22 protein-coding genes and 1 other annotated feature are annotated in these 17098 nt (G+C 69.7%); of the genes, 2 read left to right on the top strand and 20 right to left on the bottom strand.

Going from position 1 to position 17098, the window contains the following annotated elements:
* Positions 1-38: 38 nt before the first annotated feature.
* Complete coding sequence (locus tag KV697_RS11595; protein WP_219018327.1) at positions 39-1745, top strand: M28 family metallopeptidase; 1707 nt, start codon at positions 39-41, stop codon at positions 1743-1745.
* A gap of 155 nt (positions 1746-1900) precedes the next feature.
* Positions 1901-2740, top strand: a complete 840-nt coding sequence (locus KV697_RS11590) for an NAD(P)-dependent oxidoreductase (RefSeq protein ID WP_219018326.1) — start codon at positions 1901-1903, stop codon at positions 2738-2740.
* Here the strand turns inward: KV697_RS11590 and KV697_RS11585 are convergent.
* The 20 genes from KV697_RS11585 to flgC all read right to left on the bottom strand — a co-directional run bounded on the left by KV697_RS11585 (position 2650) and on the right by flgC (position 17097).
* Positions 2650-3570: a DMT family transporter gene (locus KV697_RS11585; protein ID WP_219018325.1), complete on the bottom strand. Its 921-nt coding sequence runs from the start codon at positions 3568-3570 to the stop codon at positions 2650-2652. The two genes, KV697_RS11590 and KV697_RS11585, sit on opposite strands and share 91 nt — an antisense overlap.
* Positions 3567-4583: a threonine aldolase family protein gene (locus KV697_RS11580; protein ID WP_219018324.1), complete on the bottom strand. Its 1017-nt coding sequence runs from the start codon at positions 4581-4583 to the stop codon at positions 3567-3569. Before KV697_RS11580 ends, KV697_RS11585 begins: the two co-directional genes overlap by 4 nt.
* Before the next feature lie 59 nt (positions 4584-4642).
* On the bottom strand, positions 4643-6124 hold the full coding sequence (locus KV697_RS11575) for a SulP family inorganic anion transporter (RefSeq protein WP_219018323.1): 1482 nt from the start codon (positions 6122-6124) through the stop codon (positions 4643-4645).
* Between the two features lie 69 nt (positions 6125-6193).
* Positions 6194-6249 (bottom strand) — a sequence feature (sul1 is cis-regulatory element that is thought to sense ions involved in sulfur or methionine metabolism; They are found in Alphaproteobacteria).
* 104 nt (positions 6250-6353) lie between these two features.
* The gene (locus tag KV697_RS11570; protein ID WP_219018322.1) at positions 6354-6686 is read right to left on the bottom strand and encodes a hypothetical protein; all 333 of its coding nucleotides are present in this window, start codon (positions 6684-6686) and stop codon (positions 6354-6356) included.
* A complete protein-coding gene (locus KV697_RS11565) occupies positions 6683-7246 on the bottom strand; it encodes a hypothetical protein (protein ID WP_219018321.1) in 564 nt (187 codons plus the stop codon). The genes KV697_RS11570 and KV697_RS11565 overlap by 4 nt, the downstream gene beginning before the upstream one ends.
* A 4-nt stretch (positions 7247-7250) precedes the next feature.
* A complete protein-coding gene (locus KV697_RS11560) occupies positions 7251-7988 on the bottom strand; it encodes a sigma-70 family RNA polymerase sigma factor (protein WP_219018320.1) in 738 nt (245 codons plus the stop codon).
* A gap of 11 nt (positions 7989-7999) precedes the next feature.
* Entirely contained in the window at positions 8000-8668 is a 669-nt protein-coding gene (gene fliP, locus KV697_RS11555; RefSeq protein WP_219018319.1) for a flagellar type III secretion system pore protein FliP, read from the bottom strand.
* Complete coding sequence (locus KV697_RS11550) at positions 8665-9018, bottom strand: hypothetical protein (protein ID WP_219018318.1); 354 nt, start codon at positions 9016-9018, stop codon at positions 8665-8667. The genes fliP and KV697_RS11550 overlap by 4 nt, the downstream gene beginning before the upstream one ends.
* Complete coding sequence (locus tag KV697_RS11545; RefSeq protein WP_219018317.1) at positions 9006-9278, bottom strand: FliM/FliN family flagellar motor switch protein; 273 nt, start codon at positions 9276-9278, stop codon at positions 9006-9008. Before KV697_RS11545 ends, KV697_RS11550 begins: the two co-directional genes overlap by 13 nt.
* An 8-nt stretch (positions 9279-9286) precedes the next feature.
* A complete protein-coding gene (locus KV697_RS11540; protein ID WP_219018316.1) occupies positions 9287-10027 on the bottom strand; it encodes a FliM/FliN family flagellar motor switch protein in 741 nt (246 codons plus the stop codon).
* A complete protein-coding gene (locus tag KV697_RS11535; protein WP_219018315.1) occupies positions 10024-11205 on the bottom strand; it encodes a flagellar hook-basal body complex protein in 1182 nt (393 codons plus the stop codon). Before KV697_RS11535 ends, KV697_RS11540 begins: the two co-directional genes overlap by 4 nt.
* Positions 11202-11651, bottom strand: a complete 450-nt coding sequence (locus tag KV697_RS11530; RefSeq protein ID WP_219018314.1) for a flagellar hook assembly protein FlgD — start codon at positions 11649-11651, stop codon at positions 11202-11204. The genes KV697_RS11535 and KV697_RS11530 overlap by 4 nt, the downstream gene beginning before the upstream one ends.
* Positions 11651-12367, bottom strand: a complete 717-nt coding sequence (locus KV697_RS11525) for a hypothetical protein (protein WP_219018313.1) — start codon at positions 12365-12367, stop codon at positions 11651-11653. Before KV697_RS11525 ends, KV697_RS11530 begins: the two co-directional genes overlap by 1 nt.
* Positions 12364-12807: a hypothetical protein gene (locus tag KV697_RS11520; RefSeq protein WP_219018312.1), complete on the bottom strand. Its 444-nt coding sequence runs from the start codon at positions 12805-12807 to the stop codon at positions 12364-12366. The genes KV697_RS11525 and KV697_RS11520 overlap by 4 nt, the downstream gene beginning before the upstream one ends.
* Positions 12800-14110 carry a FliI/YscN family ATPase gene (locus KV697_RS11515; protein ID WP_219018311.1) on the bottom strand — a complete coding sequence of 437 codons (1311 nt, stop codon included), beginning with the start codon at positions 14108-14110 and terminating at the stop codon, positions 12800-12802. The genes KV697_RS11520 and KV697_RS11515 overlap by 8 nt, the downstream gene beginning before the upstream one ends.
* A complete protein-coding gene (locus tag KV697_RS11510) occupies positions 14107-14784 on the bottom strand; it encodes a FliH/SctL family protein (protein ID WP_219018310.1) in 678 nt (225 codons plus the stop codon). The genes KV697_RS11515 and KV697_RS11510 overlap by 4 nt, the downstream gene beginning before the upstream one ends.
* Before the next feature lie 4 nt (positions 14785-14788).
* On the bottom strand, positions 14789-15115 hold the full coding sequence (locus KV697_RS11505) for a hypothetical protein (protein ID WP_219018309.1): 327 nt from the start codon (positions 15113-15115) through the stop codon (positions 14789-14791).
* Positions 15102-16352: a flagellar basal-body MS-ring/collar protein FliF gene (gene fliF, locus KV697_RS11500; protein ID WP_219018308.1), complete on the bottom strand. Its 1251-nt coding sequence runs from the start codon at positions 16350-16352 to the stop codon at positions 15102-15104. Before fliF ends, KV697_RS11505 begins: the two co-directional genes overlap by 14 nt.
* Positions 16349-16669, bottom strand: coding sequence for a flagellar hook-basal body complex protein FliE (locus KV697_RS11495; RefSeq protein ID WP_219018307.1), 321 nt, complete (start codon positions 16667-16669; stop codon positions 16349-16351). Before KV697_RS11495 ends, fliF begins: the two co-directional genes overlap by 4 nt.
* The gene (gene flgC / locus KV697_RS11490; RefSeq protein WP_219018306.1) at positions 16666-17097 is read right to left on the bottom strand and encodes a flagellar basal body rod protein FlgC; all 432 of its coding nucleotides are present in this window, start codon (positions 17095-17097) and stop codon (positions 16666-16668) included. Before flgC ends, KV697_RS11495 begins: the two co-directional genes overlap by 4 nt.
* Position 17098: the final 1 nt, after the last annotated feature.

The raw sequence follows: 17098 nt of genomic DNA, 5'->3' as shown, positions 1-17098 counted from the left end.
ATACGCCTATGGCACACCATTTCCCCGAAAGGTCCTGCATGTCGCGTTCGACGGCTCTGCTGCCGCTGCTTCTCCTGTCCACCGCCGCGATCGCGCACGATCACGATCACCTGCATTATCAAGCCGCTAGCGCCGCGCCTGCCGAGGCGAAGGCGCAGCGCAGCCCGGCCGAACGCAACGCCGTCATCACCGCACCGCTCCCTGAGGATCAGGCGGCGATGAAGGCGCATGTGATGTTCCTGGCGTCGGACGCGATGGCGGGGCGCGAGGCGGGAACCCGCGACTATGACATCGCCGCGCAATATGTGGCGGCGCAATTCTATGCGGCGGGGCTGCGGCCGGGCGGCGACAGTGGCGGCTATCTGCAAAAGGTGCCACTGATCGCCTATAACGTCGCCGACAAGGGCAGCGCGCTGTGGACCCCGGCGGGCGGCCAGCCGCAGGAGCTGGTCTTCGGCGAGGACTTCGTACCCTCGCCCGTGCCCGACAAGCGCGAGACGAGCGTCAGTGCGCCGGTCGTCTTCGTCGGATACGGCATCGACGCCGCGCAATATGGCCTGACCGATTACAAGGGCGTCGATGTGCGCGGCAAGATCGTCGCCTTCGTTCCCGGCACGCCCGAGGGGCTGGACGGCGAGGCGCGGGCGTTCTTCGGATCGGCGGGCAACAAGGCTTCGCTGGCGGCGGCGCGTGGGGCGGTCGGCGCGATCCAGATCGACATGCCGCGCGCCGGCGGACGGCAGCGGCCCTTCGCCTCGCTCGCCCGCTATTACAACGCCCCGCGCGTGACCTGGGCGAACCCGGACGGCACCGCGCACGCGATGACGCCGACGACCCCGGTGCTCGGCACCCTGTCGCAGACGGGCGCAGCCAAGCTGTTCGGCAAGGGCTGGGACGCGGTGGTCAAGGCCGCCGCCACGCCGAAGCCCGCCTACAAGCCGCTCGCTGCCAAGGGGCAGCTGAGTGTGTCGTCCAAGACCAGCTTCAAGCCGATGGACAGCAGCAACGTCATCGGCCTGATCCCCGGCAGCGACCCCAAGCTGAAGGACGAGGTCGTCGTCCTGTCCGCGCATCTCGACCATATCGGCACCAATGAAGGCGGCGAGGGCGACCGGATCAACAACGGCGCGCTCGACAACGCGATCGGCATCGCCAGCCTGATCGAGGAGGCCAAGCGCTTCAAGGCCGCGACCTCGCCCAAGCGCACGGTCATGTTCCTGGCGGTGACGGCGGAGGAGAAGGGGCTGGTCGGCTCCGACTATTTCGCCAACCACCCGACCGTGCCGCTCAAGTCGATCGTCGCCGACGTCAATCTCGACATGCCGATCCTGACCTACAAGTTCGAGGATATGGTGGTGTTCGGCGCGGATCGCTCGACGCTGGGGCCGATCGTGCGCAAGGCGGTGGGGGCGATGAACCTGCCCGTCTCGCCCGATCCGATGCCGGAGGAAGGCATTTTCGTCCGCTCCGACCATTTCCGCTTCGTGCAGAAGGGCATCCCCTCGGTCTTCCTGTGGCCGGGCCAGAAGGGACCGGGCAAGGCCGCGGTCGAGGATTTCATGAGCCACCGCTATCACCGTGTCGGCGACGAGATCGACCAGGGCATCGACTGGAGCCAGGGGCCGCGCTTCGTCAGCGTCAACTACGCCATCGCCCGCGAAATCGCCGACGCGCCCGAGCGGCCGGTGTGGAACAAGGGCGATTATTTCGGGACGCTCTACAAAGGACCGATGGCGGCGAAGTGAATAGGGCCTGGGTTTGGCACCAAATCCCCCAACCCCCGTTCAGCCTGAGCGAAGTCGAAGGCCACGCGGAACCGCTGGTATGCGCAATTCGGCTTGGCTCGGTGCAAACGGAGGTTGGGATCGGTGGCGATCATGACGATGGGCGCGTTTAAGGCATGAGCCGGTTGTTCGTCTTCGGCATGGGCTATGCCGCTGGTCACTTGGCCGCGCTCTTGGAAGGGCGCGGCTGGTCCGTGGCGGGGACGACCCGTGACGGACGCGGTGGCACGATCCGCTTCGACGACCAAGTGCGGGTGGAGGCGGAAATCGCCGCCGCCACGCATATCCTGTCCTCCGTGCCCCCCGATGGCGAGGTGGACCCGGTGCTCGCTACCTATGGCGATCAGCTGGCAAAGTCGGACGTGTGGCTCGGCTATCTGTCCTCGACCGGCGTGTACGGCGATACCGGCGGCGCCTGGGTGGACGAGACCGCCCTCATCGGCTCCGGAAGGCGCGCGGCGCGGGCGGCGGCGGATGCGGACTGGCAGGCTCTGAGCGCACGGGTGTTCCGGTTGCCCGGCATCTATGGCCCCGGCCGTTCGCCGATCGACCGGGTTCGTGGCGGTCGCGCGCACCGCGTCGGGCTACCCGGACAGGTGTTCAGCCGGGTGCATATCGCCGACATCGTATCGGGCGTGATCGCAGGGTTCGACGGGCCTGCGGGGGCCTATAACCTGTCCGACGATTTCCCGTGCGACCAGGATGCGGTCGTCGCCTATGCCGCCGAACTGGCGGGGGTGGCGCCGCCGCCGCTCGTGCCGCTGGAGAGCCTGTCGGCGGCGGCGCGCGGTTTCTATGCCGAGAACCGGCGGGTGGCGAACGGCAAGGCCAAGCGGGTGCTGAACTGGCGCCCGCTTTATCCCGATTACCGGTTGGGCCTGCGCGCCTTGAGCGCGATCACCAGCCCGACCGCCGTCACCGCCGCGCCCGCGCCCGCCAGCAGCGACCAGCGATAACCCTCGAACACCGTCGACAGGCTCATCGCGATGACCGGCACGATCACGCTGGAATAGGCCGCCTTGGCTGGGCCGATCGCACGCAGCACCCGGTAATAGAGCGGAAAGGCCAGCGCCGAGGCGAACAGCCCGAGATAAAGGATGCCCAGCACATAACCGGTGCGCATCTCGAATACCGGCGGGCCGTTCAGGCTATAGGCGATGATCGCATCCAGCGCCGATCCGATCAGCATCGCGACGCTCAAGGTCGCGTGCATCGGAAAACGCTTGGCGGTCTTGGTCGCCTGCATGACGTTCGCCGTGGAGGCGGACAGGATGGCGACGATGGTCAGCGCGATGCCGGTCAGCGCGCGCGCCGGCCCGGCCGGATCAACCCGTGCCTCATGCACGAACAGCAAGGCCGCGCCTGCCATCGCGATGGCGGAACCGATCAGCAGTTGTCGCCCCATGCGCTGCCCCAGGAAGAGGCGCGCGAACCCCGCATTGGGGATCAGCAGCATCGCGAAGATCACCGCGACCAGCCCGGAGGTGATGTAGCCTTCGGCATGATAGACGAAGTTAAAGTTCAGGACGAACTGGAACAGCCCGATCCCGGCGGCGAACAGGAGGCCGGTGGTGCCGAGGCGGAAACTCTCCCGTCGGGCCAGCGCGAACGCCCCCATGGCGAGCCCACCGACCAGGAAGCGATAGCTGACCGACCAGGTGGCGGGCACGACCGAAATCTGGTCACGGATCACCAGCCAGGTCGATCCCCAGATCAGCGTGACGATCGCAAAGGGGATGAGGACGGCGGCGCGGGTCGAGCGGGGGGCGGTGTCGAACTCGCTCATGTCGTGCTCGTATCCAGGGCGGCGATCGCGTCGGCAAGACGCGCGACATGCTGGCCGTCCGTGTCCCAGGCGGTGACGAGGCGGATTTCCCCGTCCGCCCAGTCGTAAAAGTCGAAACCCTGTGCGCGCAAACGGGCGGCTTCTTCCGGCGTGGCGCGCAGGAAGACCTCGTTCGCCTCGACCGGGTAGACCAGCCGGTTTCCGGCCGCGCCCGCCAGCCGCTCGGCACAGGCATTGGCGAGCGCGCCGTTGGCGATCCACAGGTCGTTCTCGACCATCGAGAGCACCTGCGCGGCGAGATAGCGGCCCTTGGACATCAGCAGCCCGGCGCGCTTGCGGCGGCGGCGGGTGGCGTCGGCGAGACCCGGCTTGAAGAAGACCAAAGCCTCCGCACTCATCGCGCCGTTCTTGACGAAGCCGAAGGACAGTGCGTCCACGCCCGACTGCCAGGTCAGCGCGGCGGGCGTGCAGCCGAGGCGGGCCACCGCATTGGCGAAGCGCGCGCCGTCCATGTGGAAGCCCAGCCCCCGTTCCTTCGCCAGCGCGCCGATCGCGGCGACCTCGTCGGGGTTGTACACCCGGCCATATTCGGTGGCGTTGGTGATCGAGACGGCGTGCGGCTGGACCCGGTGCACGTCATTGGCGATGGCGTCGATCACCGACCGGATCGTGCCGGGGGTCAGCTTGGCCCCCTCGCCATCGGCGAGCATCAGCTTGGCGCCATGCGTGTAGAATTCGGGCGCGCCGCCTTCGTCATTCTGGATATGCGAATCGCGGTGACAGACCACGCCGCCATAGGGCGGGCAGAGCGCGGCCAACGCCAGACAGTTGGCGGCGGTGCCGGTGGGCACCCACAACACCTCCACATCGGTGCCGAACAGCTCCGACAACCGCCCGTCCAGCGCCTTGGACCAGCGGTCGCCGTCATAGGCGGCGTCCATCTGGTCAGCGGCGGCGATGGCCTCCATCACCTTGGGATGGATACGGGCGGCATTGTCCGAGAAGAAGCGCATGGCCCAGCCGTTTGGGGGAGGCGGGGGAGCAGGTCAACACCGCTTCCCCATCTCCGACATCAATGCGGCGCGAGGCCCAGCTCGACGCCCGTCTTGTCGTGCAGCGCGAAGCGGTCGACCAGGTCGGCGCTCGCCTGGTTATAGCCGATCACCGCGACACTGGCCCCGTCGCGGCGCAACCGCGCGACGATCTTGTCGAGCGCGCCGACACCCGAAATATCCCAGAAATGCGCCGCCGACACGTCGATCACGACATCGCGGCCCGGCTCCGCCTGGAAAGCGCGGGTGAAGCGGTCGACCGAGGCGAAGAAGATCTGCCCCGTGACTCGGTAGCGCACCGCCTCGCCCGTCTCGATCCGCTCGACTGCGAACAGGCGGCGGACCTTTCCGGCAAAGAAGATACCCGACAGCAGCACGCCCGCCGCCACACCCTTGGCCAGGTCATGGGTCGCGACGACCACCGCGACCGTGACCAGCATGACCACCGAAGAGGTCGGCGGGTGGCGGCGCAGGTTCGGAATCGAGTTCCAGCTGAACGTCCCGATCGACACCATCACCATGACGGCGACCAGCGCGGGCATCGGGATACGCCCGACAAAGGGACCAAGCCCGGCGAGCAGGATCAGCAGGACGACCCCGGCGGTCAGCGTCGACAGTCGCTTGCGCCCGCCCGAGGTGACGTTGATCACCGACTGGCCGATCATCGCGCAACCGCCCATGCCGCCGACCAGCGCAGCGGCGATGTTCGCGCCGCCCTGTCCCATGCACTCGCGGCGCTTGTCGCTGTCGGTGTCGGTCATGTCGTCGACGATCTGCGCGGTCAGCAGCGATTCGAGCAGGCCGACGGCGGCCATGGTCAGCGAATAGGGCAGGATGATACGCAGCGTCTCCCAGGTCAGCGGCACATTGGGCAGCGTCAGGCTGGGCAGTCCCTCGGGCAGGCGGCCCATATCGCCGACCGTGCGCACCGGCAGGCCCATGGCGATGCTGATCCCCGCCAGCACCAGGATCGCGACAAGCGGCGAAGGCACCGCCCTGGTCACGCGCGGTAGGAGGTAGATGATGGCAAGCCCGGCGGCGACCATCGCATAGCTGTGCCACGTCACGCCGGTCAGTTGCGGCAGCTGCGCCATGAAGATCAGGATGGCGAGCGCGTTGACGAAGCCGGTAATGACCGAGCGCGAGACGAACTGCATCACCAGGTCGAGGCGCAATACCCCGGCGGCGATCTGGATCAGCCCCATCAGGATGGTCGCGGCAAAGAGATAGTCGACGCCGTGTTCGCGGACCAGCGGGGTCACGACGACCGCCACGGCGGCGGTCGCGGCGGAGATCATCGCGGGCCGCCCGCCCAGAAAGGAAATGACGATCGCGATCGCGACCGAGGCGTACAGCCCGACGCGCGGATCGACGCCCGAGATGATCGAAAAGCCGATCGCCTCGGGGATCAGCGCGAGGGCGACGACCAGCCCGGCGAGCACGTCACGGCGTGCGTCTCCCAGGCCGGAGAACCATTGGGTTCGATAGGTTTGAACAGTCATGAAATACCAGAATGTCGCGCATGGCGGCGCGCGTCCTGATGGCAGGAGCGGGGATAGGGCCATGCATTCTGTTGTCCGGCGGATCGGCGGCCGGAATAGCCACCCGGAATTTCACCGGGTCCTTGCGAATGACGGGCGTTTAACGGGGGAGGGGCGGGCAGGGCAAGCCCTTCCGTCTCATAGTTTTGGTTCCCGCAGAGGCGCGGAGGGGGACGAATGTCGATCCGGCTCAACCGTCGCGCAGGGCCATGGCGGCGCGGTCGATCATCGCGCCGCCGCCCGGCATCTCGGCGATGATGCGCAACACGTCGTCGAGCACTGCGCCGAACGCCGCGTCATTGGCGACCGCATCGCCCAGCTCCTCGGCGAGCAGCGCGTGGACCACCGCGCGCCGCCGTTCCTCCTCGCCCAGCGCGTCGAAACCCGCCATCGCCCGCAGCCGGTCGAGGGGGCGCGGATCGGTCCGCGCGGCGGCCGACGGACCGGCGCGCCGCTGCCCCGCCCTGGCCAGCTTCTCGCGCAGCAACAGCAGGACATGCTCGGCGCCGATAATCCGGGTCACGGCGTCGGCCCCCTCCCACCCAGCTGACCCAGCAGGAACGACGTCGCCGACGCCTCTTCGACCGGCTGCGCCTCCGCCGCTGGCTTGGCGACGAGTCCGCCGCATTGTTCGATGATGAGGCCCATGTCGCGATTGAGCGGCGGGTTCTCCATGTTGGCGGCGATCCCGGCGTCCAGGGCGCGGATCGCCTCCGGGAAACGGTCATGGATCAGATGCGTCAGCCCGGCGACGAAATGCGCCAGATAATGATCCTCGGGCAGCGTCGATAGCGGCTCCCACGTCGCCAGAGCCCGCGCGGGTTCGGCGGACGTCAGCTCGAAAAATCCGAGCTGGAAGCGGGCAAGGTGAAAGTCCGGGGCCAGCGCCACCGCCCGCGACAGCGACGCATGCGCCTCGATCGGCCGCGCGCTGCCCGCCAGGAACGATCCGCGCAGGAAATGCAGCCGCGCATCGTCGGGATAGGCGTCGATCAGCCGCTCGGCCAAGCCGATCTCTTCGCCCGTGCCGGTCTCCGCCACCGCGATCAGCCGCGCCATGTCTTCGTCACCGCACATCAGCATGACATCATCTCCTGTAGCCATTTAAGCGCTGTCGCAACCGGCCGATCGCGGCGGCGTGAATCTGGGACACCCGGCCCTTGGTCAGGCCGAGCAGGTCGGCGATCTGGGTAAAGCTGACCCCCGCCTCGTAATGCTGGCGGATGATCCAGCCCTCGCGCTCGGGCAGTTCGGCGATGCCGCGCGCGATCAGCACCTGGAGTTCGCGCCATGCGAGACTCTGATAGGCATCGGGGCGCGGGTCGGGGGCGTCCTCGCCGACCGGGATCGCGCTGCCCTCGATCATGATCCCGAGCGCAAGCCCCGCCGCCAGCGCCGCGAGCGCCGCCACCGGATCGGCATCCTCGGGTTCGGCGTCGGTCAGCGAGCGGGCGCGGTCGACCTCCTGTCGGCGGCGCTGACACCAGGCGGCGTCGATCTCGCTCATCCGCGCCACGCCGTCCGCCACGCTGCCGACGATCCGCCGCCGGGCAAAGGCGCCGAACGGGATGCCGCGCAGCGGATCATAGCGGTCGATCGCTTGGAGCAGGCCTTGGTAAGCGAAATGCTCCATGTCGCCCAGTTCGGCCCCATGCGGTGGGCGGCGGCCATGCTGTCGCCGGGCGATGGCGCGGGCGAGCGCGCGATAGCGGGTGAAGATCAGCTGGCGGCACCCCGCCTCCTTCTCGAAGCGAAGCCGCCGCCACAGCGACGCCTCCACGCGCGGCGGCACCACGACGATGTCCAGACCCGCGCGCGCCTTCATCGCCCGCCCTTTCATCGAAAGCTGCCGAGCACCCCCTGGAGGACCAGACCCCAGCCATCGATCAGGACGAACATCAGGATCTTGATCGGCAGGGAAATCGTCGCCGGGGGCACCATCATCATGCCCAGCGCCAACAGGATCGAGGCGACGACCAGATCGATGAGCAGGAAGGGCAGCAGGATCACGAAGCCGATCGTGAACGACACGCGCAGCTCGTTGAGGATGAAGGCGGGGGCGAGCTTGAGCGTTTCGACATCCTCCGCCCGGCGCGGCAGCGGCGTCTTGGCGATGGCGTAGATCGATTCGAGATCGGCGTCGCGGGTCTGCGCCAGCATGAAGCGCCGCAACGGGGCGACGCCCGCCGCCAGCGCCTGCTCCACGCCGATCCGCCCGGCCATCATCGGTTGCAGCGCGTCGGCGTTGATACGGGTCAGCGTCGGCGACATGGTGAAGGCGGTCAGGAACAACGCCAGCGCGATCAGCACCGGGTTGGGCGGCGTCTCCGGCATCCCGAAGGCATGGCGGACCATCGACAGCACGATGACCGTGCGCACGAAGCTGGTCATGCTGATGACGATGGCGGGGATGACCGCCAGCAGGGTCAGGATCAGCGCGGTGCGAACGACGTCGTTGCCGATGATCCCGCCCGCCAGCGGTGCGGCGACGGCTAGCGCGTTCATGACTGATCCGCGCGTGCGGGGCCGCGGCGCAGCACGCGCTGGGTGGTCGCCGACGACAGGATCAGGAAAGCCTCGTCGTCGCAGCGGAACAGGCAGATATCGGCATGGGCGCTGATCCGCCGCGTCTCGATCAGCGCGATCCGGCGCGCGGGCACCGCGTTCAGCGGCTTCAGCGCCGCCCAGTCGATCCGGCCGCCGCCCCGCTTCAACAGCCATGCCACGCCACCGGCCAGCAACAGGCAGACGAGCAGCGCCGACACGATCCGCCCCAGCGACACGTCGAGCGCCCCGCCACCACCCAGCCGGGCGGGCGCGGCGGCGAGCATCGTCACCAGGCTCATTGCGGCCATTCGACGATCTCGGCGAGACGGACCCCGAAACTCTCGCCCACCGCGACCAGCTCGCCCCGCGCGACCGCGACGCCGTTCAGGCGCAGCTCCACCTGCCGGTTGAGCGCGGCATCGAGCGTGACGACCGATCCCGGTGTCAGCGCGGTCAGCGCGCCGACGTTCATCCGGCTGCTCCCCAGAAAGGCGTCGAGCGCGACTTCGACCGTGTCGATCAGCTTGGCACTGACGCGGGGCGTGATGGGGGTGATGGTGTCTGTCACGGATATGCTCATGCTGGGGTTGCGGCCTGGACGATGTCGAGAAAGGGCGGCTCGGCGGCGACGATGCGGGCGGTGCCGCGTGGCAGGGCGTGGCCATCGACCGCGAGGGGCACCGGCTCGGCGAGCGGGCGGTCGAGCACGATCACGTCGCCGATCTCCAGCGCCCGAAGATCGGCGACGCTGAGTTCGGCCCGGCCGACCGCCGCGCTCACCGTCACCGGCGTCGCGGCCAGCGCGGTCATGCCCGAGCCGAGCGGACCGGCAGGGGCGGGCGGGAGCACGCGCAGTACGAGTTGCGCGAACAGCGTGTCGGTCAGCGCGATCCCGAGTGACAGCGGCGCTGTGCCGATCGTCGCGACCCAGCTGGTGGTGCGCACGACCGGTCGCCACTCGGCGTCGGGGGCCATGGCGACGACCTGCGCCAACCGCGCCCGCAGATCGACGAGGCAGTCCTCCGCCACCTCCTCCAGCAAGGCGCGGTCGGGCGCGGCGCGGTCCTCGGCATCCACCCCCAGCATCCGCGCGCCGATCCGCGCCATGGTATCGGCCGTGGTGCCGAGCATTAGCCCGGCATCCAGCGACCGCCACGACCACGGCCCGCCGCCCTCGCGCCGCAGCGACGACAGACGCAGCCCCTCGCCCGCGAACCAGCGTGCTGACCATGGCTCGACCACCTCCGCCAGCAGCGCACGGAGCGACGCGGGCGGCACGGTATCGACCGGCAACCAGGTGCGCGCGCCGGGCGTCATCCCTGCCCCCGGATGCCGAACAGCTGCTGGATCATGTCGTTGGAGACGCTGACGATCTGCGATGCCGCCTGGAATCCGCGCTGGATCAGGATCAGGTCGCCGAATTGCTGCGACAGGTCGACATTGGACGCCTCCAGCCGCTTCGAGCGGACCTGTCCGACCCGCGGGTCCTCGCTGGCGAGCAGCATGTGCTGCGCATCTCGCGCCGCTGCGAACACCCCGTCGCGCTGTTCCAGCGCGGCGGGGTCGCGGAAATCGGCCAAGGCGATCGCGCCCAGATCGACCTTCTGCCCGTTGGAATAGGAAAGCTGGAGGCGCCCGCCGGTATCCGCCGCCAGCCCCGTCACCGTGCCCGCTCCATAGCCGTCGACCTTGGCCGCGCGCAGCGTCGACACGTCACCGCCCGAAAAGGAGGTGACGCCGCTCGAAAAGTCGAATGCGACGGTCAGGCCGGATGCCTTGTCGGTGAAATCCAGCCTGGTCGTGGTCGGATCGACCGAACCGCCCGCGAATTTCAGCGTCTGGGTGCCGATCGCGCTACCCTTGTCGTCGGTCACCGCGATCGACCAGGCGTTGGTTCCGGCCGAGGCATCCTTGGTGAATTTGGCGGTCCAGCCATGCGCGGTGCCGCTGGCATCGAACACCTTGATATCGCCGACCGTGAAGGCGGACGCGCTGGACGACAGATTGTCGGCGAAGGTCACGGTGGCGGTCGGCCGGGGCGCGCTGGTGCGGCGGCTGTCGATCGACAGGCTGACGGCACGGCCGTCCCCGTCCAGCGTCGCCAGCCGATAGCTGGTCCCCGTCATCACGATATAGCCGTTGGTATCGACCTCGAAACTGCCGGTGCGGGCGTACAGGGTCCGGTCGCCGTCGAGCAGCACGAGGAAACCGTTGCCGTCGACCGACAGGTCCAGGTCGCGGTCGGTGGTGCGCAGTTCGCCCTGCTTGAAGTTGAGCGTGCCGTCATCGACCGCGACGCCATGGCCGCCGCTGCCCCCCTGGCCGGTCATCGCCATGCCCCCGCGATCCGACTGGCCGTACAGATTGCGGAAGCTGACCGTCGCGCCCTTGAACCCCGTGGTGTTGAGGTTCGCAACGTTGTTGCTGACCTGTTGCAGGCCCTTGGAATAGGCGTTGAGGCCGGACAGGCCGACATAGATCGCACCGAACATCATTTCTTCTCCCTGACCTGCGCGATGCTGCCGATCGCGATGCCACTCACCGTTCGCTTGTCGTCGGTCTCGATGGTCAGCGTTGGCGTGCCCCCCGACAGCGCGATCGCCGTGACGGTGCCCGACAGCGTCGCCGACCCCGCCGGGATGTCGACCCGCCGCCCGAGCAGCCCGGTCGCCTGATTCGCCGCCTGCGCGCTGACCAGCGCCTGCAGCCGGTCGTTGGTCGCCTGACCCTGCTGCACCTGGCTGAACTGCGCGAGCTGCGAGACGAACTGGAAATTGTCCATCGGCTTCAGCGGGTCCTGATAGGTCAGCTGGGTCAGGATGATCTTGAGCAGCGCGTCGAAACCCAGCCCGAAGGCGCTGGACGCCGCCTGGCTCGTGCCGGTGTCGGCGGACGCCGCCGCCGCGCCCTGGCCTGTCGGGGTGATGGAAGTGGTCTGCATCAGCGAGGATCCCGATGGGCGGCGTGCGTGGCCGCGATGACGGCGATGCGCGCGGGTGCGTAGCCATGCGCACAGAGAAGGGCCGCGACCTCGTCGGCCAGCGCCGCGCGGTCGCGATCGTCGAGACCGGCGACCTGCGCGGCGACCTCCATCCCGCGTGCCGTACCGTGCAGCGCGACGGCGACCATGGCATTGGGCGGTGGAGCCGGGCGCTGGACCGGTGCCGGAGCACTCGGCGCGCGGCCGGGAGGTGCCTGCTCGACCGGGCGGGGCGGAGTCGGCGGAAGCTGCACGGCCCGCGCGGGGGATCGCGTGTCGGACCTGACGACATGGGATGATCCCGCCACGACGGGATCGGGAAGCGGGACCAACCCATTCCGTCCGGCCGTCCGTTCGGGGCCATGATCCGGCACCGATGGCGTCGCTTCCACCGCAATCGTGGTTTCGCCATCCTCGACGGCGATCGGCGAGGGCTGAAGCGCGGCGACCGGCTGTACGGGGTTTGCCATCGCCCATGGCTGCGCCTGTCCGAAAAAGCCGTCCTGATTGAACAGGCGCGCCTGCGTGTCCGGCGTATCCGGCGGATTGTCCGAAGCCGTGGCCGCCGCTCGTGCCGCGCCCAGAAAATCGGCGAAGCGCGGCGATGCCTCGCCCGCGACGACGGGCGGCGGGATCGGGGCGCCGCCCAAAGCGGCATCGGTCAGCGGCGGGATCACCGTACGCTCCGGCGAAACGTCTCGCGATCCGCAAGCGTGGCAAGCAGCCGCTCGTCGGCGCGGTGTCGGGCGCGACGGCGCGCGGTGGTCGCCAGCGCCTCGACCGCCCGGCGGCGGGCCTCCTCGCCCTGCCAGGTCGCGGCGGTGCGCGCCGCCTCCCGTTCCGCTTGCGTCTGTGTGGTGTCGGCATCGGCGAGAACCGCCGCCCGCGCCCGCACGTCCTGCGCCAGAAGACCTCCCAGCATGGGATCGAACCCGTCCGCCATCTGGCGATGCCATGCCGCCTCGGCCACGAACAGCGCCGCCTGCGCCGCATCGCGCGCCGCCTTTGCCGCAGTCGCCGCACGGATCGCGGCGGCGTGGTCCATCTCCGCGCGATCCACGCGTGCGCGCGCCGCGCTCAGGCAATCGGCCAGCATCGCTACCGCGGGGTCAGCCATGCCGCCCTCCCCGACCGAGCAGGGACAGTCGCCGCACCGTCTCGGTGATGGCACTGCGTTCGTCCTGGCCCTGTCGCAGAAAGGCGTTGAGTGCCTCGCGCCCCGCCATGGCGGCGTCGATCGCGGCGCTGGTGCCTGTCTGATAGATGCCGCTCTGGATCATCACCCGCGCCTCGTCATAGGTCGCGACTTGGCCTGCGACGGCGCGGGCAGCGGCGGCATGGTCGCGCGTGACGAGGCGGGCAGCCTGACGGCTGATGCTGCGCGTCACGTCGATGGCGGGGAAATGGCCCTGATCGGCCAGCCCCCGCGACAATAGGATATGCCCGTCGAGTAACGACTTCATCGTCTCCACGATGGGATCGTCCACCTCGTCGGTTTCGCTCAGCACCGTCATCACCGCCGTGATCGCCCCGCCCGCGCGAACCGCGCCGCACCGCTCGACGATGCGGGGGAGGGCCGCGAAGACATTGGGGGTATAGGCGCGCACCGTGGGTGGCTCGCCCGCCGCCAATCCGATCTCGCGCAACGCCATGGCCAGCCGCGTCACCGAGTCGATGACCAGCAGCACATGCTCGCCGCGATCGCGCCAATATTCGGCCAGGCACAAAGCGGTCGACACGCACCGCGCGCGCATCGCCGCGCTCTCGTCGGAGGTGGCGGCGACCAGCGTGCAGCGACCGGCGTCGGCCCGGTGCGACAGCAGGCGCCAGAATCCCTCGACCTCACGGCCCCGCTCGCCGACCAGGCACAGGACATGGCGGGTGGCGGACACCTGCGCGACGAGCTGTTCGACCAGGCTGGTCTTACCCACGCCGCTGGCCGCGAAGATGCCGATCCGCTGCCCCTTGCCCAGCGTCAGCAGCGCGTCGATCGCCCGAATGCCGGTTTCCAGGACCGTGTCGGGCGCGGTCCGCTCCAGCATTCCCGGCGTAACGCCCCGCGCCGACCGATATTTCGTCGCCCGGATCGCCGCACCGCCGTCCAGCGGGCGGCCGAGCGCATCGATCGCGCGACCGCCATAGCCGTCGCCAACCCCGGCCTGTCCGCCATGCGGCGCAGGCAGCACCCGTGCGCCGATCGGCACCGGCGCGCCATCCTCCACGGGCACGAGCACCAGCCCGTCCTCGCCCACCGCCGCGACCTCGGCCAGTTGCCCGGCTGGGCCGACCCGGCACAAATCGCCCACCGCCGCCATGGGGCCGCTCGCCTCCATCCGGCCGGGCAGGACGCGGCGAACTTCGCCGTAAGGCACCGCCAGTTCGGCCCCGGCGATCCGCGCCAGAAAGGGGTGCGCCGTCATGCGGCCGCCATCTCGTCGAGCAGTCGCGCGAGCACGCTCCATTGCTCGGGCACGTCCAGCGCGACCTGCCCGAGCCGCGCCTCGACCCGGCACGCGCCGGAGGGCAGGTGGCGGTCGATCGCGACGGTCGCGCGCGCGCCATCACGAACCGCCGCCGCAAGCGCCTCGCCATCGGAGAAATCGGCCCCGCTGACCCGCACCGTCACCACGGCGTCGTCGCGCAAGGTGGCGAAGTGGCGGGCCAGCGCCTGCGTCACCATCGCCGCCGTCGCATCGGGCTGCGCGAACACGCGGTCCAGACAGGCGCGGGCCAGGGCCGCAGCCAGCCCCTCGGTGGCGGACAGCCGCGCGTCGAACTGCGCCAAGGCCTGGGTCACGCCCCGCGCGATCGCGGCGACACGTTCCGCCTCCCGCGTTTCGGCGGCGGCCAGACCGGCGCGGCGCCCTTCGGACAGCGCCTCCTCGCGCGCGGCACCGATATGGTCGCGCGCCTGCGTGTCGGCCCGGGCGATGCGGTCCCCCGCCTCCGCCAGTTGGGCTGCCAGCGTGTCGCGCTCGGCCTGAAGCAGCGCGATCGCCTCGTCACGCGGATCGATCAGAATGGCGGTCAGCGGCGGCGGACCCGCGAGCTGACGCACGCCATGGATGCCCTCGGCCTGTTTGATCACCGCCATGCGCTCAACCCCGCCGAAACGCATCGCCGAGCCGTGCGAATAGCGACGGGCTGCGGCGCGGGGCCTCGACCGGCACCGCGCCACCCGCCACGCGGAGCAGCACCTGGCGCGCGGAAGCGGTCATCGTCGTATCGGTCGGCGCGGCTGTGATGCGCGCCATGATATCGGTCGCGAAGCTCTGTGCCGTCCCTCGCGCGGGCGCATGCAGCGCGGCATCGACCCGGCGCCGCTCGGGTGCGCTCAGCCGCGACAGGATCGCGCGCCGGTCGGCGGGCGACAGGCCACGCAGCCGTTCGATCAGCAGGGCGAGCGGGTCCTCAGCGAGCAGCATGGCCATCCCCGTCGGTCAGGGCAAGCTGACGGCGCAGCGTCTGCGCGAACGCTTCCTGCTCCTCCGTCGACAGGTCGCGCGCGGGCTGGGGGCGGAAGCGTGCCGCCAGCACGATCGCGATCAGCGCCGCCACGCTCGCCCAGAGCCACCATGGTTCCCAGCCACTCTTCACCGGTTCGATCACCGGCGCGACCGGGGCGACGATACGGCGCGGCTGACCTTGGTCTGCCACCGCCGGGGCGGGGCTGTCCGCGATCATCGGGCCGGTTTCGAACACCAGCTCGTCGCCCGCCGCATCGTCCAGCGCGGCGGCGGGCCGGATCGCCGCCGCCAGCGCGTCCTGCGCCGCTTGGTCGATCGGGGCGGGGGTGACGATCGTCATCCGCAACCGGAAATTGCGCCCCGCGCCGGTTTCGCCGGGCGTCCATCGCGCAGGATCGACCACGCCGTCCGCCTGCGGCAGCGCCAGCACGCGCAGTTGATAGCGCAGGTCCGGCCGCGCCGCCTCGACCGCCGCGCGGGCACGGGCGCGATAATATTGCTCCACCGCCGCGCGTGCCCCGCCCTCGACCGATCGGTCCTGTCCTTGCGGCGCGTCGACCATGGCCGCCGGGCTGACCACGCGCCCCTCGGCATCCAGCACGACGACGCGCGCGGCGGGCAGGTCCGACACCGATGCCGAAACCAGCCTCTGGATACCCGCCACCATCGCCGCATCGGGGGCCGTGGCCCCGCGCATCTGCACCGTCACCGCCGCGCTGGGCTCGGTGCGGTCGTCGCGGAACAGCGCGCGTTCGGGCAGCGCCAGATGGACGCGCGCGGTCTCGACCCCGTCCATCAGCATGATCGTGCGGACCAGTTCGCCCTGTAGCGCACGCTGATAGTTGATCTTCTGCGCGAAGTTGGTGAGGCCCATGTCGGACTTGTTGAACAGCTCGAACCCGATCTGCCCGCTGGCCGCCGCGTCCGATCGGACCAGTGCCAGCCGCGTCGCGTCCGCCTCGGCAGAGGGCACCAACACCGTGGTCCCGCCGTCCTTCAGCTCATAGGCGGTGCCGCGCTTGTCGAGTTCGGCGACGATCGCCGCCGCCTCGCCCGGCCGGACATGATCGGCCAGCACCGTGTAATGGCCCGACAGGAACCAGTAATAACCCGCGCCCAGCAGCACGACGAAGCCCGCAAAGACGCCGCCGATCACCATCCACTGACGGCGGCGCGAAGGAAGCCCCTCGCTCACAGCTGCATGTTCATCAGTTCGCGGTAGCCCTCGACCAGACGGCCCCGGACCTGCATCGCGAGTTCGAGCGACAGCCGCGCCTCCTCCAGCGCCATGGTGACGTGATGGACCGGCACCCCGTCATCCACCGCGAACTGGCGGACGAGCGCGTCGGCGCTCTGCAGCTTGACGTCGACCGCACCGATGCCGTGCATCAGCATCGCGCCGAACCCGCCCATCGGTGCCGCGGTCGCGGGCGGCGGGCTGACCGGCCTGAGTTGCAGGGCGAGCGGCGACGCGCCGACGCTCCCCAGCGGGGGAATGGCCTCGATCGTCACTGCTGCTTCCCCAGGTCGAGCGCGCGGGCGTACATTTGTTGTGCGATGCCCATCGCGGTCAGGTTCGCCTCGTATGAGCGGGCGGTGCGGATCATCAGCGCCATCTCGCCCGCCTGGTCGATGTTGGGATAGGTCACGAACCCTTGCGCATCGGCATCCGGATGGCCCGGCTCGTGCACCCGGCGGACCCCGTTCGCGACCGGCTCCAGCCCCAGCACCGACACGCCGGAGACGCGCGCGTCACGCTGCTGCACCAGATTGCGGAAATCGCCGTTCGCGCGGGCCGGTCCCGACAAGAGCCGCATCGCGCGATAGGGCGGTCCGCCCGCCGACCGGCTGGTGTTCATATTGGCGATATTTTGGGCAATGACCTGAAGCCGTTGCCATTCGACGTCCAGCCCGGTGCGGCTGATCTGCGCGGCCTGCATC

The sequence above is a fragment of the Sphingomonas sanguinis genome, assembly GCF_019297835.1.
Classification (GTDB): domain Bacteria; phylum Pseudomonadota; class Alphaproteobacteria; order Sphingomonadales; family Sphingomonadaceae; genus Sphingomonas; species Sphingomonas sanguinis_D.
The sequence above is the reverse complement of the archived record's forward strand: the minus strand, read 5'-3'. Positions and strand labels throughout refer to the sequence as shown.

What these genes read in the sequence shown, in the direction of transcription:
- KV697_RS11595 (WP_219018327.1), top strand. Translation starts at nt 39, where the DNA reads ATGTCGCGTTCGACGGCTCTGCTGCCGCTGCTTCTCCTGTCCACCGCC.
- KV697_RS11590 (WP_219018326.1), top strand. Translation starts at nt 1,901, where the DNA reads ATGAGCCGGTTGTTCGTCTTCGGCATGGGCTATGCCGCTGGTCACTTG.
- KV697_RS11585 (WP_219018325.1), bottom strand. Translation starts at nt 3,570, where the DNA reads ATGAGCGAGTTCGACACCGCCCCCCGCTCGACCCGCGCCGCCGTCCTC.
- KV697_RS11580 (WP_219018324.1), bottom strand. Translation starts at nt 4,583, where the DNA reads ATGCGCTTCTTCTCGGACAATGCCGCCCGTATCCATCCCAAGGTGATG.
- KV697_RS11575 (WP_219018323.1), bottom strand. Translation starts at nt 6,124, where the DNA reads ATGACTGTTCAAACCTATCGAACCCAATGGTTCTCCGGCCTGGGAGAC.
- KV697_RS11565 (WP_219018321.1), bottom strand. Translation starts at nt 7,246, where the DNA reads ATGCTGATGTGCGGTGACGAAGACATGGCGCGGCTGATCGCGGTGGCG.
- KV697_RS11560 (WP_219018320.1), bottom strand. Translation starts at nt 7,988, where the DNA reads ATGAAGGCGCGCGCGGGTCTGGACATCGTCGTGGTGCCGCCGCGCGTG.
- fliP (WP_219018319.1), bottom strand. Translation starts at nt 8,668, where the DNA reads ATGAACGCGCTAGCCGTCGCCGCACCGCTGGCGGGCGGGATCATCGGC.
- KV697_RS11550 (WP_219018318.1), bottom strand. Translation starts at nt 9,018, where the DNA reads ATGGCCGCAATGAGCCTGGTGACGATGCTCGCCGCCGCGCCCGCCCGG.
- KV697_RS11540 (WP_219018316.1), bottom strand. Translation starts at nt 10,027, where the DNA reads ATGACGCCCGGCGCGCGCACCTGGTTGCCGGTCGATACCGTGCCGCCC.
- KV697_RS11535 (WP_219018315.1), bottom strand. Translation starts at nt 11,205, where the DNA reads ATGATGTTCGGTGCGATCTATGTCGGCCTGTCCGGCCTCAACGCCTAT.
- KV697_RS11530 (WP_219018314.1), bottom strand. Translation starts at nt 11,651, where the DNA reads ATGCAGACCACTTCCATCACCCCGACAGGCCAGGGCGCGGCGGCGGCG.
- KV697_RS11520 (WP_219018312.1), bottom strand. Translation starts at nt 12,807, where the DNA reads ATGGCTGACCCCGCGGTAGCGATGCTGGCCGATTGCCTGAGCGCGGCG.
- KV697_RS11515 (WP_219018311.1), bottom strand. Translation starts at nt 14,110, where the DNA reads ATGACGGCGCACCCCTTTCTGGCGCGGATCGCCGGGGCCGAACTGGCG.
- KV697_RS11510 (WP_219018310.1), bottom strand. Translation starts at nt 14,784, where the DNA reads ATGGCGGTGATCAAACAGGCCGAGGGCATCCATGGCGTGCGTCAGCTC.
- KV697_RS11505 (WP_219018309.1), bottom strand. Translation starts at nt 15,115, where the DNA reads ATGCTGCTCGCTGAGGACCCGCTCGCCCTGCTGATCGAACGGCTGCGT.
- flgC (WP_219018306.1), bottom strand. Translation starts at nt 17,097, where the DNA reads ATGCAGGCCGCGCAGATCAGCCGCACCGGGCTGGACGTCGAATGGCAA.